Genomic DNA, 14,286 nt, shown 5'->3' with positions numbered 1-14,286 from the left:
TGGCGGCCGTATTCGGCTTGGCGACCATGAATGTCGGCCTATGGCTCGGATGAGTCCCGGGAAGACCCGGAAAGGGGAGTGCCGCAACGCTGGCGCTCCCCTTTTTTCGTTGACGGGGCCTTACCGGCTCCTCGCCGCCCGCCGGCGGCGCCACTCCACCCAGCGGCGTTCCAGACGGATCATCGCGCTGCTGGTCGGGCGCTTCAGGACGGGAATGTCCTGGGCCAGCAGCAGCAGTCCCAGCGGCAGCATCCAAATCCCGAGGATCGGCAGAAAGCTGAAGAGGCCGCCGATCACCAGCAGCACTCCCACGGGAATCCTGACCCAGGTGGATCGGGGATCGCGGAGCCAGCGCAGGACGCGTGCGGCAGTCGCAGGCAGTTGCCGCTCCAGTCGCTCGAAACGGCGATCGAGCCTGCGGTCGTCGATCTGTGTCATGGTCTCAATCTAAGGTCCCGTATGGGATAATCAAAGGCTGTATCGTCGCCGGGAGCGGGGCGTTCGTCGCGAAAAGAAATTTTCCCGGAGGGTGGAAGCTCCGGGAATAAATCGGCCGGCCGCACGAATATGTGCGGAACGAGACGATGGCCATGCACCCGCTGCTCAAAGATCATATCCTGCCGCTCCGCCGATACGCGCTGGCGCTGACCGGCAATAGCGACCAGTCCGACGATCTGGTTCAGGAGACCCTTGCGCGCGCGATCGAGGGCGCCGGATCGTGGGACCCGCGCCGGGATCTGCGCAAGTGGCTGTTCGGCATCATGCACAATACGCATGCTTCCGCCGTCCGGCGGCGCATGCTCGAGGGCGAGGTCGCCGGCCAGATCGCGTCACTCGCGTCGGAGGCCGTCCCGGCCTCGCAGTTCACCCAGGTCCACTTCAGCGAGACGGTCGCGTCGCTGATGCGCCTGCCGGACGAACAGCGCGAGGTGATGGTCCTGATCGCCGTCGAAAACTTCAGTTACAAGGATGCGGCGGAGCTGCTGGACATCCCGGTCGGCACCGTGATGTCTAGGCTGGCCCGTGCCCGCGAAGCCCTGCGCGGCAGCTCGGCGACGTCTCCCTCCGACGCGCCGGCCGCGAACAGACCCGCCCTGCGCCTGGTGAGGTGAGCGATGACCGAACCGATCTCCGAATTCGACCTGATGGCGTATGTCGACGACCAGCTCGACGCCGGGCGCCGCATCGAGGTCGAGGAGTACCTGTCGCGGCATCCCCAACTCGCCGCGCAGGTCATGGACGACCTGTTCCGACGTGATGAATTGCGGCTGGCCCTGACCGAGGCCGCGACCGTCACCGGCGTGGACCAGGCGATCCTACCCGCCGAGCGGCTCGGCCGCCGCCTGTCCGTGCGCAAGGTACTCCATCGCAGCCGTCGCGCCATCGCCGCGTCCTTCCTGCTGGCCACGGGCTGGCTCGCCCATGCGACCTTCGGCGGCCTCGGCGCGGACCCCGCGTCGGCGGCTCACATCATGCCGGTCTATGCCGACGAGGCGGTGGAAGCCCACCGGACGATCCTATTGGAAGAGCGCAACGGCCTGTTCACCCGAACCGCCGCGGCACCGGAGCGGATCGCGGACCTCGCCACCGGAGCCAATCCGGCGATCCCGCTGCCGCACCTTCCCAAGACCTTCACGCCGGTCGCCTCGCACCTCGTCCCCTGGGACCACGGCAATGCGGTTCAGGTCCTGTTCCATGACCCCTCCGGGGAGTCGCTGACCCTCTTCGCCGTCGAGACCGACAGCTTCAGCATCGAGCAACCCTATGCAGAGGAGGTCGACGGCGTGACCATCGCCTATTGGCAGTCGGGTTGGTTCGCCTATGTGCTGGGCGGTTCAGTGGACCGGGACGACCTGCTGACGCTGGCCGTCCGGATCAGCCGGTGATTTCCGACCTGTGACCAAGCATCGATCAACCTGTTGAGACAACCAGGATCAGGGAGCAACCATGTTCAACCAGTATCCGAACCGGCAGCCGCCCAACCAGCCGGGCGCGTTCGGCCGTGCCGTCGATCAGGGCGCCTTCGACGAGGGCCTGCGCAAGCATATGCTGCGGGTGTACAATTTCATGGTGCTCGGTCTGGCCATCACCGGCCTGATCGCCGCCTTCGTCGCGAGCACGCCGGCGCTCTACGTGCCGATCTTCACCACGCCGCTGAAATGGGTGGTGATGCTGGCGCCGCTCGCCTTCATCTTCGTGCTGTCCTGGCGTTTCGACCGGATGTCCTCGTCGGCGCTCCAGATGACTTTCTGGGCTTTCTGCGCCGTCATGGGCGTGTCGATGGCGTCGATCTTCCTGGTCTTCACCGGGGCCAGCGTCGCCCGCGTCTTCTTCATCACCTCGGCGATGTTCGCGGCGACCAGCCTGTGGGGCTACACGACCAAGACCGACCTGTCGAAGATGGGATCGTTCCTCATCATGGGCCTGATCGGCATCGTGATCGCCAGCATCGTCAACATCTTCCTGGGATCGAGCGCGCTGCAGTTCGCCATCTCGGTGATCGGCGTCGTGGTCTTCACCGGCCTGACCGCCTACGACACCCAGAACATCAAGGAGAGCTACGCCGAGCATTACGGCCACGACACGAACACGAAGCTCGCCGTGATGGGCGCCCTCAGCCTCTACCTGAACTTCATCAACCTCTTCCAGATGCTGCTCCAGCTCACCGGGCAGCGCGAGGAGTAACCGGGCGGAACCCGATCCTTCGCCCCAACGCCACACGACATAGAACAATCACAGCGGGACAACCATGGACCACAACGAACGCCAGATCATCGAGGAACTCTTCGGCAAGCTGCGCCAGGCGGAGGCCCAGTCCGGCCCGCGCGACGCTCAGGCGGAGGGTTTCATCCGTGAACAGGTGACCCGGCAGCCGGCGGCCCCCTACCTGATGGCGCAAGCGATCGTCATCCAGGAGCAGGCACTGGCCGCTTCCCAGGCCCGCATCCAGCAGTTGGAGCAGGAACTGCAGTCGCGCCCCGTGTCGGGCGGCGGGGGGCTGTTCGGCAGCCTGTTCGGCGGCGGTTCCCAGCAGCGCCAGCCCGCGCCGCCGTCCAACTCGCCCTGGGGTAACCAGCGGCAGGCGGCCCCTCCCGGTGACCCGCGCGTGGCGGCCTATGCCAATCCGCAAACCCAGCAGCGCCAGGGCGGCGGCTTCATGGCGGGCGCCATGCAAACGGCCATGGGCGTCGCTGGCGGTATGCTGATCGGCAACGCTCTCGGCAGCATGTTCTCGTCGGGCGAAGCCATGGCCGAGGACGCGGTCGGCGCGGTCGAGGATCAGGTCCCGGAGGATCTCCCGGCCGACGACGGCGGCGATTTCTTCGGGGGCGATGAGGAGTTCTGACGCTTCCTCCCTCGTGAAGGCTGAGGCAATCTGATCTCCGGGGGCGCGGACATCCTGTCCGCGCCCCCGGACCGTATTGCGGGCAGGCTCCCGCAGGCGGTCCGGTGCTCCAGGAGATGCCGACGTGTCGTTCAAGTTCCGCTTCGTGCTGCTGTTCTCCTCCGTGCTTGCCTTGGCGGTGCTGGTGGCCGGCGTCGCAGTCGTGGTCAACGCCAGGACAGCGGTCGAAACGGAGGTGGAAGCCAGCATGGAACTGGCGACGACGCTGGTGATCCGGACATTGGCGGGGGCTCCCGATCCCAGGTCGGCGGCGGACGCCATCAGCTCCGCACTGGCGATGCTTCCGCTCAGGCATGTCCGTATCGCGATCGCCGCAGACGGTGCCGCGACCGCCCTGCCGGCGCTGGTGACGACCCGTGTTCCGGATTGGTTCTACCGGCTGATCGGTCCGGACCATCGGCAGCAGGAGATCAGGATGCGCCTGTCGAACGGGGCGCCCGCGCGCGTCCTCGTCGTGGCCGCGCCGGAGGACGAGATCGCGGAGGTCTGGTCGGACCTGTCCAACCTGGCGCTGATCCTGGCGGCGGTCTCGGTCGCGGCGATAATCCTCTCCTGGATCGCCATAGACAGGGCGCTGCGGCCACTCACGCAGCTGTCCGGCGCCCTGGAGCGGCTGGGCCGCCACGAGTACCAGGTTCGTCTCGAGCCGATCCGAGTCCACGAACTCCGGCGCATCGGCGACACGATCAATACCCTGGCGCAGGAACTCCGCCGGGCGGAGGACCGAAATCGGGAACTCGGCCGCAAGCTGATCGAGGTCCAGGAGGCGGAGCGGCGTCAGATCGCGGGCGAGATCCACGACGAACTGGGACCCTGCCTGTTCGGCATCCGGGTCGAGACCCGGTCGCTGGCGCAGGTCGCGCGGACGCTGCCCGACGGCGCCGGCCGCGCCGTCACCGAGCGGTGCGACGCCGTGCTCGACCTCGCCGATACGGTTCAGCGCATGAGCCGGCGTCTGCTCGACCGGCTGCGGCCCATGGCGCTGGAGCATCTGCCGCTCTCGTCAGTGCTCGCGGAAACGGTCAAGCGCTGGAAGGTCAACGAGCCGGGCATCGATTGGCGCCTCCGCCTGCCCGAAGATGTCGCCCGCACGATCGACCGGCTTGACGACACCGCGTCGGTGACCCTCTATCGTGTCGTCCAGGAGAGCCTGATGAACGCGGCCCGACACGCCGGCGCCACGCGGGTGGAGGTAGAGCTCCGTTGCGCGCCGGAAACGGACGCCGGTGCCGCGGTCGGGTTCAGCGTTCAGGACGATGGCCGGGGGATCGCTTCGGACGGCCGCGCGGGTATCGGCATCCATGCCATGTCCGACCAGGTGAGGGCGCTGGGCGGTTCCATCGCCATCCTGTCGCCACCCGGGGGTGGCGTAACGGTCCAGGGAAGGATCCCGTTCGTCCCGGGCTGCGACCCGGCGTCAGAGGAGAAAGAGGATGACGGCACCGCCCGCCGGAATGCCTGACAGACTGCTGCTGGTGGACGATCATCCCGTGGTCCGGACCGGCTGCCGCCGGCTTCTGGCGTCCGCCGGTCCCTACGAGATCATGGAAGCCGATACCGGAAGCCGGGCGCTGGAACTCTGCGAGAGCGAGCCGCCCGACGCCGTCGTCCTCGACCTGGGCTTGCCGGACATCGGCGGCCTGGAGCTCTTGGACCGGTTGCGCCGGGCCGTTCCCGATATCCGCGTCCTGGTTTTCAGCATGCATGACGACCCCGTCTTCGCGGCGCGCGCGCTGGAGGCGGGGGCCCGCGGCTACGTCACCAAGAACGATGCGCCGGAGGAACTCGTCGCCGCGGTCGAGACGGTGCTGGCCGGCGGCATCTATCTGAGCCGCGACATGGCGCGCGAAGTCGCCGTGATGAGTTTCGCACCGAACCGTAGCCCATTGCAGGGATTGACTGCCCGGGAGCTCCGCGTCCTGGCGGAGCTGGGGCAGGGGAATGCCATAGCCGAAATCGCCGACCGCCTGGGTGTCAGCTACAAGACGGTGAGCAATACCTGCACGACCATAAAGACCAAGCTGGGCGCCCGCAGCATACGCGAGCTGATTCGCATCGCCGTCGAACATCGCGTATCGCCCTGACCCGTCCCGAAAACGAGAATCGGGAAGATTCGGCAATTACATCCGGGAAAACTCGGAATGCTGGAGCATATATAATATGAATATAGATTGTTGGAATGAAAACATGTTGCGTAGTCTCGCATACTTTAAGAGAATATGCCCGGAAAAGAAGAGCGATAAACATGAGGAAACGTCACATGGTGGTTCCCATTGACACACTGAAGAGTATTGTGCTGGGCAGCGTCCTGGCGATCGCCTCATCCTTGCCGGCCATGGCCGATACGATCTACGTCTCCAACGAAAAGGATAACACCATTTCGGTCGTGGACGGCGATACGCTGACTGTCACGGAAACGATCCGCGTCGGTCGTCGGCCGCGGGGGATCACCTTCAACCACGACATGACGCAGCTCTACGTCTGTATCGGTGACGAGAACCGGATAGACGTGATCGACCTGTCCACCAACAAGGTGGTCAGCCGGCTGCCGTCGGGCCCGGATCCGGAGTTGTTCGTCCATCACCCGACCGAGAACGTGCTGTACGTCGCGAACGAGGACGACAACATGGTCTCCGTCGTGGATACGAAGGAGCGCAAGATCCTGGCCGAGATCCAGGTCGGCGTCGAGCCGGAGGGGATGGGTATCAGCCCGGACGGCAAGCTGCTGGTCAATACGTCCGAAACCACCAACATGGCCCATTTCATAGACACCTCCACGAAGGAGATCGTCGCGAACGTGCTGGTCGACAGCCGTCCCCGCGTGGCCGAGTTCACCTCCGACGGCAAGCATGTGTGGGTGTCCGCCGAGATCGGCGGTACCGTCAGCGTGATCGACTCCGCGACCCGTCAGCCGGTCAAGAAGATCGAGTTCGCCGTCAGCGGCGTGTCGAAGGAGGCCATCCAGCCCGTCGGCATCCAGATCACGAAGGACATGAAGCGTGCCTTCGTCGCCTTGGGGCCCAGCAACCGCGTGGCCGAAGTCGATCCCGCGACCTACGAGGTGCGAAAGTACCATCTGGTCGGCCAGCGCGTCTGGAACCTCGCGCTGTCGCCCGACGAAAAGCGTCTCTATTCCACCAACGGCGTCAGCAGCGACATCAGCGTCATCGATGTCGAGAACAGCAGGGTCATAAAGTCGATCCCGGTCGGCCGCGCACCCTGGGGGGTGGTCGTGAAGCCCTAGCCGCCGCCCGGTAACCTCCAGCAACCGCAACTTTCCGCCCCGGACCGTCGCCAGACTGTCCGGGTACTTTTTTGCGTCCCGGTAACAGTTTGTTACATCAGGGTGCTTGCCAGACATACTCCAGTAATCAACGTTTCGTCTAATGGTGCCGCTGCTCGCGACGGGAACGGCGTCGAGCCCATTCGACTGTTGATGACAGAGGTTGATCCTTCGATGAAGATGGCTGGTCTCGCGGCCGTCGCGCTTGCCGTCATCGTGGCGGTGGTCGGCGCCGGCTATTGGCATTCCAACGGCGCTCGCGCCCAGGGGCAGGCGCAGGAATGGCGTCCGGCACCGGCCCCCGCCGTGGAGGCAGCACCGGTCAAGGTCGACCGGGTTACGACCGTGATCGAGGCGGTCGGCACCCTGGAGCCGGCGGAGTTCGTTTCCCTGGCGCCCGAGATCGAGGGAACCCTGGCGGAAATCCTGTTCCGCGAGGGTACGCCCGTCGAGGCCGGCCGGGTACTGGCCCGCCTCGACGATTCGATCCTCAAGGCGGAACTGGCCAAGGCCCGCGCCGAACTGGTCCTGGCGGAGGCGAACTTCGAACGGGCCGACACGCTGCTGCGGCAGCGCTCGGGCACCCAACGCACGCGCGACGAGGCTTTCGCCGCTCTTCAGTCGGCCAGGGCCACGGTGCAGCTGGCCCAGACCCAACTGGACAAGACGGTGCTCCGGGCGCCGTTCGACGGGATTCTCGGCCTCCGCACGGTGAGCAAGGGAGAGTTCGTGAGCCGCGGCGATACCCTGGTCACGCTTCAGTCGATCGACCCGCTCAAGGTCGACTTCCGGGTGCCGGAAACGCTTCTGTCCAGCATCCGGGTCGGGCAAAGGATCAGCTTGCGGACCGACGCGCTGCCCGGCCGCTCCTTCGAGGGGGAGATCTACGCGCTCGACCCTCAGCTCGACGTGAACGGGCGGGCCCTGAAGATCCGGGCGGAGGTGGAGAACTCCGGCCAGGTGCTTCGGCCCGGGCTGTTCGCCCGCGTCGGCATCGCCGCATCCAGCCGGGACAACGCCATCCTGATTCCCGAGTCTGCGGTCGTGCCGGAAGGGAACGGCCGCTACGTCTTCAGGATCGTGGACGGCAAGGCGGCCTGGGCCGAGGTCAAGCTGGGTCAGCGCCGGGCCGGCGAGGTCGAGATCGTCGAGGGGCTGTCGCCGGGCGACGTGGTGGTGACCGTGGGGCAGCAGCGGGTCCGTCCAGGCGCCGCGGTCGAGGTGGTGAACCGCGCGTCGGGCGTCTGAAGCCATGCGGATTTCCGACATCTGCATCCGCCGTCCGGTCTTCGCGACGGTGATGAGCCTGATCCTGATCCTGCTCGGCGTGGTCAGCTACGACCGGCTGAGCGTGCGGGAATATCCCAACATCGACGAACCGGTCGTATCTGTCAACACGACCTACCTCGGCGCCTCGGCCGAGATCATCGAGACCCAGGTCACCCAGGTGCTCGAGGGCTCCATCGCCGGCATCGAGGGCATCGACGTGCTGTCCTCCGTCAGCAGGCCGGAGAGCAGCCGGATCACCGTGCGGTTCCGTCAGAACATCGATCCTGACGTCGCCGCGAGCGACGTGCGCGACCGGGTCGGCCGCGTCCGCGGCCGCCTGCCGGACGAGATCGACGAGCCGATCATCTCCAAGGTGGAGGCCGACGCCCAGCCGATCATCGTGATGCCGTTCACCAGCGACCGCCTGTCGGGACTGGAGATCACCGACCATATCGACCGTTTCATCGTCGATCGGTTCAAGAACCTGCCCGGCGTCGCCGACGTCCAGATCCTGGGCGAACGCCGCTACGCCATGCGCCTGTGGATCGATCGCGCCCGGCTGGCCGGTTACGACCTGACGGTCCAGGACGTGGAGGCGGCACTCCGAGGCCAGAACATTGAGGTTCCGGCCGGCCGGGTCGAGAGCACCGACAGGGAGTTCACCGTGCTGTCGCGCACGGGCCTCGTGGAGCCGGAGCAGTTCGGCGGCATCGTGGTCAAGCTGGCCGACGGCTTTCCGGTCCGCGTGCGCGACGTCGCGAGGGTGGAACTGGGCGCGGCCGACGAGCGCCGGGTCAGCCGATCCAACGGCCGGAATTCGATCGCGATCGGCATCATCAAGCAGGCCACGGCCAATCCGCTCGACGTTTCGGAGGCGGTGAAGAAGACCCTGCCCCTGGTTCTGGAAGACCTGCCGGAAGGCATGCGGGGCGAGATCGTCAACGACAGCGCGGTCTTCATCGATCGCTCGATCCGGGCCGTGTTCCACACGATCCTGGAAGCCGTCGTGCTGGTCGTGCTGGTGATCCTGTTCTTCCTGCGGACCGCGAGGGCCACGATCATCCCCGTCGTCACCATCCCGGTGTCGCTGATCACCACCTTCGCCCTGATGTACGCGGCCGGCTTCACGATCAACACGCTGACCCTGTTGGCTATGGTTCTGGCGATCGGTCTCGTCGTGGACGACGCGATCGTCGTGCTGGAGAACGTCTACCGCCACATCGAGATGGGCAAGAAGCCGAGGCAGGCGGCCCTGGTCGGCACGCGGGAGATCGGCTTCGCCGTAGTCGCCATGACCCTGACCTTGGCCGCCGTCTACGCCCCGGTCGCCTTCGCGCCGGGCCGCACCGGGCGGCTGTTCCTGGAGTTCGCGTTGACCCTGGCCGGCGCCGTCCTGGTATCCGGATTCGTGGCGCTGACCCTGACACCGATGATGTGTTCCAAGCTGCTGAAAGGGCACGAGAGCCACGGGCGGTTCTACAACGCGCTGGAGCGGTTCTTCGTGGGGCTCGGCAAGGGATACGACCGGCTGCTCCGGTCCAGCCTGCGGGCACGGCCGCTCGTCGTGCTGCTGGCGCTGGGCGTCGCGGGAGGAAGCGTCGTGCTGTTCCTGTCCCTGAAGTCGGAAACCGCGCCGGTCGAGGACCGGGGCGTGATCCAGGGCCTGGGCGTGGCTCCCGAAGGTTCCACCATCGACTTCAATGCCCGCTACGGCCGGGAACTCGAACAGGTCTATGCCGGGATCCCCGAGATCCAGAGCTACATCGTGATTTCCGGCGTGCCGGAAGTGACCCGCACCCTGTCGTTCGCCCGCCTGACGGACTGGGACGAGCGCGAGCGCAGGCAGCAGGACATCGTGGCCGAGCTTCAACCGAAGCTGTCCAGGATCGCCGGCATCAACGTGTTCGCGCTCAACCCGCCGTCGCTCGGGCAGCGCGGGGGCAGCAAGCCGGTGGAGTTCGTGATCCAGACATCCGGCACCTATGCCGAACTGGATGGCTATGTCAGCCGCATGCTCGACAGGATCGCGGAATATCCCGGCCTGATCAACGTCGACAGCGATCTGAAGCTGAACAAGCCGCAGCTCGACGTCGTGGTCAACCGGGACAAGATCGCCGATGCCGGAATCCAGGTCGACGTGGTCTCCCGGACGCTGGAAAGCCTTCTGGGTGGCCGTCAGGTCACCCGGTTCGAACGCAACGGCGAGCAGTACGACGTCTATGTCCAACTCGGCGAGGCCGACCGCGCCACGCCGGGCAACCTCGGCCAGATCTATATCCGGGGCGGAGACGGCGCGATGATCCAGCTCTCCAACCTGGTCGAGGTGAGGGAGGTGGTCGCGCCGAAGGAGCTCAACCGCTTCAACCAGCTCCGCTCCGCCACGATCAGCGCCAGCCCGGCTCCGGGCGTGTCGCTCGGCGAGGCGCTGGCCTTCATGGAGCAGGCGGCGGAGGAGGTGCTGCCGCAGGGCGTCCAGGTAGATTATGCCGGCCAGAGCCGCGAGTTCCGCGATGCCGGCTCAAGCCTCCTGTTCGTCTTCGTGCTGGCCCTGGGCTTCATCTACCTGGTTCTGGCGGCCCAGTTCGAGAGCTTCGTCGATCCCTTCGTGATCATGCTGACGGTCCCCCTGTCGATGACCGGCGCGCTGCTGGCGCTGTACCTGAGCGGCGGAACGCTGAACGTCTACAGTCAGATCGGCCTCGTGACCCTGGTCGGGCTGATCACCAAGCATGGCATCCTGATCGTCGAGTTCGCCAACCAGCTCCAGGATGAAGGGAGGGAGAAGCTGGACGCCGTGATCGAGGCCGCCGTGCTTCGCCTGCGTCCGATCCTGATGACCACGGGCGCCATGGTGCTGGGCGCCCTGCCTCTCGCCTTGGCGACCGGTGCGGGAGCCGAGAGCCGGCAGCAGATCGGCTGGGTGATCGTCGGCGGCATGTCGCTCGGCACGCTGCTGACCCTGTTCGTCGTGCCCACCATGTATACCCTCATGACGGTCAAGCGCAGCCAGGTGGCGGAGGACGATCCGGAGGCCGCGCAACCCGCACCGGCGGAGTGAGCGGTAACACGCTCATTGCCTCTTGCCAGAAGGCCCGCCGGTGCGACATGTCTGGGATCGAACGAGCCGCGGCGGGGACCGCCGTGGGGCATGGGCAGGAGGAGCAGCGGAATGTTCATCGCGATGAACCGCTTCAAGGTGGTACCCGGCGCGGAAGCCGATTTCGAGGCGGTCTGGCTGAATCGGGAGAGCCACCTGCACAAGGTTCCCGGATTCGTCGAGTTCCATATGCTGCGCGGTCCGCAGCGCGACGATCACCGGCTCTACAGCTCCCACACCGTCTGGCAGTCGGAGGAGCACTTCCTGGGCTGGACCCGGTCGGAAGCCTTCCGCGACGCCCACAAGGGAGCCGGCGGAAACAAGCCGCTGTACCTGGGCCATCCCGAGTTCGAGGGCTTCGAAGTCATCCAGACCGTGGCCAGTCCCTCCGCCGGGGAATAGCGCCTTGGCCGGAGCCGGACTGTCGGAGTTCTTCACCCTGTTCCCGATGCGCCGGGTTCCGACGCGTTCCTGGACGCGATCGGACGGGCAGCTGCGCCGGATCGCTCCGGCGTAGCTGCCCGTCCGCCTGTCAGCTGTGCTTCAGCGGGCAGGTGCGGATGCCCAGTAGGGTGTAGGCCGGGCAGAAGCCGATGAAGGCGGTCAGCAGCGGGACCAGACCGATCCAACCCCATGGGGTCTGGGGACCCACGAAGACCAGCGAGATCAGCAAGAGGCCGGCGACGACCCGCAGGGCGCGGTCGATCATTCCCATATTCTTCGGCAGCGACATGGCACGTTTCCTTTCCAACTTGGGCCGTGTCGCCAGCATCGCGCGGCGTGCCGCTTGGCTCAGTGACTAAGTCACACTGGGCCTCAGCCGGGGGCCGCCGTGGCAAGATACCGCAGGCCGCCGGGGTCCAGCACCTCCAGCCGACCGCGACCCAGCCCGACCAGCCCCCGGTGCTCGAAGTCCTTGAGTTGCCTGCTGACGACCTCGCGGGCGGTGCCGAGCTCGGTCGCCAGGGCTTGGTGGGTGAGGGGAATCACGCCGCCTCCGGGCGCATGCTTGACCAGTGCCTCTGCCAGCCGGCACTCGATCCTGCCGAACGCCACCTCGCTGACCAGCTTCATCAGGTCAGTCAGCCTGGCCCCGAAGCTCCTGAACACGAAGTCACGGAAAACGCCGGATCGGGTGATCAGCATATCGAACGCAGCCTTGGGCAGCGCCACCGCCGACACTGCCGTTTCGGTCACGCCTTCCGCGCTGTAGCACTCACTCCCGATCAGGCAGGACGTGGTCAGGATACAGGTCGATCCTGGACCGACCCGGTACAGCACGATTTCGCGTCCCAGTTCGGACAGCAGGTGGACTCGCACCGAGCCTTCCAGGACGATCAGGAAGTTGGCGCAGAGATCGCCGGGGCGGAACAGCACCGTCCCGGCTTTCAGGGTGACCAGTTCCGCCTGCCGGGCAAGGATGTCGCGGGCCGCGTCGTCCAGGTGCCGCAAGGCGGGAAGCGATCCCAGGCAGTCGATCGCCATGCTCATTTCCGATGGGGACTCCCGGTTCCGGTCACCCGTTGCGGGCCTTGACGTCGCGGAACTCGTCATAGGCTTCCAGCGCCTGGGCAGCATACATCACGCTGGGGCCCGCGCCCATGTAGACGGCCATGCCCATCGTCTCCAGGACTTCCTGTCGTGTGGCTCCCTGCTTCACGGCGGCTTCGGCGTGGAAGGCCACGCAGCCGTCGCACCGGGTGGCGACCGCGATCGCGAGCGCGATCAGCTCCTTCGTCTTTGTATCCAGCGCGTCGGCCTTCAGGGCAGCTTGCGCCAGAGCCGAAAAGCTCTGCATCACCGCGGGAGCGCCGCCGCGCAGTTCCTTGATGGCGGCCGACAGGTCGATCGTGGTGTTCGTCCAGCTTCCGGACATGGGGGATCCCTCGGATGTGGAAAAGAATGCAGTTGCGACGCTAGGACCGCCGCCTTATATAAGTCAATGCTAATTTAATGGGTGAGGCACTCGGAATGGACGGGTTCACGCCGTATTCATCGGCAGCGGGCGGTGCGATGATCGGCGCCGCAGCTGCCCTGCTGTGGTATGGAGCCGGGCGCATCATGGGCGTCAGCGGTATCGTCGGCGGGCTGGCGACTGCGCGGGGCAGCGATATCGGCTGGCGGCTCTGTTTCCTGGCGGGGCTGCTGGCAGCGCCCCTGCTGCTCTCGACGGTGGCCGGGATCGACCGCCCTCCGTCCCTTCAGGCCGCTCCTATGCTATTGATCGCCGCAGGATTGCTGGTCGGCTACGGCACCAGGCTGGGCAGCGGCTGCACCAGCGGCCATGGCGTCTGCGGGCTTGCTCGGCTTTCCCCGCGTTCGCTCATGGCGACCGGTCTGTTCATGGCGAGCGGCGCAGCGGTCGTGTTCGTCGCCCGCCACCTGATGGGGGCGTGAAACCATGCCCATGATGATCGTGGCACTGGTGGCCGGCCTGCTCTTCGGTTCCGGACTGGTCGTTTCCGGGATGATCGATCCGGCGAAGGTGCTTGCCTTCCTGGACATTGCCGGCAACTGGGATCCAAGCCTTGCGTTCGTGATGGCTGCCGCCATTCCGGTTGCGATGATCGGCTTCAGGGCGTCGCGCAGTCGCAGCGAGCCGGTCTGCGGCGGCAGGTTCGCCGCACCGACGAAGTCCGGTCCGGATGGCCGGCTGGCCCTCGGCGCCGTGCTGTTCGGCGCCGGCTGGGGACTTGTCGGCTATTGCCCCGGTCCGGCGCTGGCGGCACTTTCCTACGGCGATCCGGCCACTTGGCTGTTCGTCGCGGCCATGGTGGCCGGCATGGCCGTGCGCGGCCTGCCGGTGCCGGGCAGGGCCACGCGGTCCAAGGCCTGACGATGTCTAACGCCACGTAGGTGATGATCACCGGGCCGATCCAGCGATACCTGTGCAGGACATGGGCGATCATGGTCGCCGCGGCACCCGCTTCCCATGCCTCGCCCGGCGCCTCCCGGAACACTATCCTGTAGAAGCCCGTGCGAGACGCCTCAGTCGTCGGTCCCATTCTTGTCCGGGACCTCGTTGTCCGCGTCGCGCAGGACCTCCGCCGTTTCGCGCTGGTTGCGCTCGATGCCGGAAGGAGGCGTCCGGAGGCCGGAGTCCGGCCTTGGGACAGCCGCCCCGGAGGTATCGTCTTTCGTCTTGTCACCGTTCATGTCTGTATCCCGCCCGCTGTGACCGGCACCATGCCGGTGGAACCGGTGAAACAGGCGAGCGGGAACAAGGCTCCA

The 14,286-nt window shown here is 66.3% G+C and carries 17 protein-coding genes; 12 read left to right on the top strand and 5 right to left on the bottom strand.

Annotated elements, in window-relative coordinates:
- Window positions 1-120: 120 nt before the first annotated feature.
- A complete protein-coding gene (locus IGS68_RS12915; RefSeq protein WP_201080576.1) occupies window positions 121-438 on the bottom strand; it encodes a hypothetical protein in 318 nt (105 codons plus the stop codon).
- A 146-nt stretch (window positions 439-584) separates the two neighbouring features.
- Between IGS68_RS12915 and IGS68_RS12910 the strand changes: the two genes are divergently transcribed.
- The 10 genes from IGS68_RS12910 (at window position 585) to IGS68_RS12865 (ending at window position 11,457) form a co-directional block, all read left to right on the top strand.
- Window positions 585-1,112 carry a sigma-70 family RNA polymerase sigma factor gene (locus tag IGS68_RS12910; protein WP_201080575.1) on the top strand — a complete coding sequence of 176 codons (528 nt, stop codon included), beginning with the start codon at window positions 585-587 and terminating at the stop codon, window positions 1,110-1,112.
- Window positions 1,113-1,115: 3 nt separating this feature from the next.
- A complete protein-coding gene (locus IGS68_RS12905; protein WP_201080573.1) occupies window positions 1,116-1,886 on the top strand; it encodes an anti-sigma factor family protein in 771 nt (256 codons plus the stop codon).
- 61 nt (window positions 1,887-1,947) lie between these two features.
- Entirely contained in the window at window positions 1,948-2,685 is a 738-nt protein-coding gene (locus IGS68_RS12900; protein ID WP_201080571.1) for a Bax inhibitor-1/YccA family protein, read from the top strand.
- Between the two features lie 64 nt (window positions 2,686-2,749).
- On the top strand, window positions 2,750-3,346 hold the full coding sequence (locus IGS68_RS12895; RefSeq protein ID WP_201080569.1) for a DUF2076 domain-containing protein: 597 nt from the start codon (window positions 2,750-2,752) through the stop codon (window positions 3,344-3,346).
- 124 nt (window positions 3,347-3,470) lie between these two features.
- Window positions 3,471-4,868: a histidine kinase gene (locus IGS68_RS12890; RefSeq protein ID WP_201080567.1), complete on the top strand. Its 1,398-nt coding sequence runs from the start codon at window positions 3,471-3,473 to the stop codon at window positions 4,866-4,868.
- Window positions 4,840-5,490 carry a response regulator gene (locus IGS68_RS12885; RefSeq protein ID WP_247881305.1) on the top strand — a complete coding sequence of 217 codons (651 nt, stop codon included), beginning with the start codon at window positions 4,840-4,842 and terminating at the stop codon, window positions 5,488-5,490. The genes IGS68_RS12890 and IGS68_RS12885 overlap by 29 nt, the downstream gene beginning before the upstream one ends.
- Window positions 5,491-5,666: 176 nt before the next feature.
- A complete protein-coding gene (locus tag IGS68_RS12880) occupies window positions 5,667-6,650 on the top strand; it encodes a PQQ-dependent catabolism-associated beta-propeller protein (protein WP_201080565.1) in 984 nt (327 codons plus the stop codon).
- Window positions 6,651-6,863: 213 nt separating this feature from the next.
- Window positions 6,864-7,937, top strand: coding sequence for an efflux RND transporter periplasmic adaptor subunit (locus IGS68_RS12875; protein ID WP_201080563.1), 1,074 nt, complete (start codon window positions 6,864-6,866; stop codon window positions 7,935-7,937).
- A gap of 4 nt (window positions 7,938-7,941) precedes the next feature.
- Complete coding sequence (locus IGS68_RS12870) at window positions 7,942-11,016, top strand: efflux RND transporter permease subunit (RefSeq protein WP_201080561.1); 3,075 nt, start codon at window positions 7,942-7,944, stop codon at window positions 11,014-11,016.
- Window positions 11,017-11,127: 111 nt separating this feature from the next.
- Complete coding sequence (locus tag IGS68_RS12865; RefSeq protein WP_201080559.1) at window positions 11,128-11,457, top strand: antibiotic biosynthesis monooxygenase family protein; 330 nt, start codon at window positions 11,128-11,130, stop codon at window positions 11,455-11,457.
- A gap of 130 nt (window positions 11,458-11,587) precedes the next feature.
- On the opposite strand, the gene IGS68_RS12860 is transcribed toward IGS68_RS12865, so the two are convergent.
- The 3 genes from IGS68_RS12860 to IGS68_RS12850 all read right to left on the bottom strand — a co-directional run bounded on the left by IGS68_RS12860 (window position 11,588) and on the right by IGS68_RS12850 (window position 12,931).
- On the bottom strand, window positions 11,588-11,788 hold the full coding sequence (locus tag IGS68_RS12860; protein WP_371821894.1) for a YgaP family membrane protein: 201 nt from the start codon (window positions 11,786-11,788) through the stop codon (window positions 11,588-11,590).
- 83 nt (window positions 11,789-11,871) lie between these two features.
- Window positions 11,872-12,540, bottom strand: coding sequence for a Crp/Fnr family transcriptional regulator (locus tag IGS68_RS12855; RefSeq protein ID WP_201080557.1), 669 nt, complete (start codon window positions 12,538-12,540; stop codon window positions 11,872-11,874).
- 31 nt (window positions 12,541-12,571) lie between these two features.
- Window positions 12,572-12,931, bottom strand: a complete 360-nt coding sequence (locus IGS68_RS12850) for a carboxymuconolactone decarboxylase family protein (RefSeq protein ID WP_201080555.1) — start codon at window positions 12,929-12,931, stop codon at window positions 12,572-12,574.
- Window positions 12,932-13,008: 77 nt separating this feature from the next.
- Between IGS68_RS12850 and IGS68_RS12845 the strand changes: the two genes are divergently transcribed.
- Complete coding sequence (locus tag IGS68_RS12845) at window positions 13,009-13,452, top strand: YeeE/YedE family protein (protein WP_371821893.1); 444 nt, start codon at window positions 13,009-13,011, stop codon at window positions 13,450-13,452.
- A 10-nt stretch (window positions 13,453-13,462) separates the two neighbouring features.
- Window positions 13,463-13,891, top strand: coding sequence for a DUF6691 family protein (locus tag IGS68_RS12840; protein WP_247881304.1), 429 nt, complete (start codon window positions 13,463-13,465; stop codon window positions 13,889-13,891).
- A 152-nt stretch (window positions 13,892-14,043) separates the two neighbouring features.
- On the opposite strand, the gene IGS68_RS12835 is transcribed toward IGS68_RS12840, so the two are convergent.
- Window positions 14,044-14,211 (bottom strand): hypothetical protein, encoded by a 168-nt coding sequence (locus IGS68_RS12835; RefSeq protein ID WP_201080550.1) that lies wholly within the window; start codon window positions 14,209-14,211, stop codon window positions 14,044-14,046.
- Window positions 14,212-14,286 lie beyond the last annotated feature (75 nt).

It is taken from the genome of Skermanella sp. TT6 (assembly GCF_016653635.2).
GTDB lineage: Bacteria > Pseudomonadota > Alphaproteobacteria > Azospirillales > Azospirillaceae > Skermanella > Skermanella cutis.
This window is presented reverse-complemented; position numbering and strand designations above follow the sequence as displayed.

Excerpts from the sequence above, each read along its gene's own strand:
- IGS68_RS12915 (WP_201080576.1), bottom strand. The coding sequence starts at position 438 with ATGACACAGATCGACGACCGCAGGCTCGATCGCCGTTTCGAGCGACTG.
- IGS68_RS12845 (WP_371821893.1), top strand. The coding sequence starts at position 13,009 with ATGGGTGAGGCACTCGGAATGGACGGGTTCACGCCGTATTCATCGGCA.
- IGS68_RS12855 (WP_201080557.1), bottom strand. The coding sequence starts at position 12,540 with ATGGCGATCGACTGCCTGGGATCGCTTCCCGCCTTGCGGCACCTGGAC.
- IGS68_RS12900 (WP_201080571.1), top strand. The coding sequence starts at position 1,948 with ATGTTCAACCAGTATCCGAACCGGCAGCCGCCCAACCAGCCGGGCGCG.
- IGS68_RS12880 (WP_201080565.1), top strand. The coding sequence starts at position 5,667 with ATGGTGGTTCCCATTGACACACTGAAGAGTATTGTGCTGGGCAGCGTC.
- IGS68_RS12870 (WP_201080561.1), top strand. The coding sequence starts at position 7,942 with ATGCGGATTTCCGACATCTGCATCCGCCGTCCGGTCTTCGCGACGGTG.
- IGS68_RS12850 (WP_201080555.1), bottom strand. The coding sequence starts at position 12,931 with ATGTCCGGAAGCTGGACGAACACCACGATCGACCTGTCGGCCGCCATC.
- IGS68_RS12840 (WP_247881304.1), top strand. The coding sequence starts at position 13,463 with ATGATGATCGTGGCACTGGTGGCCGGCCTGCTCTTCGGTTCCGGACTG.
- IGS68_RS12910 (WP_201080575.1), top strand. The coding sequence starts at position 585 with ATGGCCATGCACCCGCTGCTCAAAGATCATATCCTGCCGCTCCGCCGA.
- IGS68_RS12905 (WP_201080573.1), top strand. The coding sequence starts at position 1,116 with ATGACCGAACCGATCTCCGAATTCGACCTGATGGCGTATGTCGACGAC.
- IGS68_RS12895 (WP_201080569.1), top strand. The coding sequence starts at position 2,750 with ATGGACCACAACGAACGCCAGATCATCGAGGAACTCTTCGGCAAGCTG.
- IGS68_RS12865 (WP_201080559.1), top strand. The coding sequence starts at position 11,128 with ATGTTCATCGCGATGAACCGCTTCAAGGTGGTACCCGGCGCGGAAGCC.
- IGS68_RS12835 (WP_201080550.1), bottom strand. The coding sequence starts at position 14,211 with ATGAACGGTGACAAGACGAAAGACGATACCTCCGGGGCGGCTGTCCCA.
- IGS68_RS12875 (WP_201080563.1), top strand. The coding sequence starts at position 6,864 with ATGAAGATGGCTGGTCTCGCGGCCGTCGCGCTTGCCGTCATCGTGGCG.
- IGS68_RS12885 (WP_247881305.1), top strand. The coding sequence starts at position 4,840 with ATGACGGCACCGCCCGCCGGAATGCCTGACAGACTGCTGCTGGTGGAC.
- IGS68_RS12860 (WP_371821894.1), bottom strand. The coding sequence starts at position 11,788 with ATGTCGCTGCCGAAGAATATGGGAATGATCGACCGCGCCCTGCGGGTC.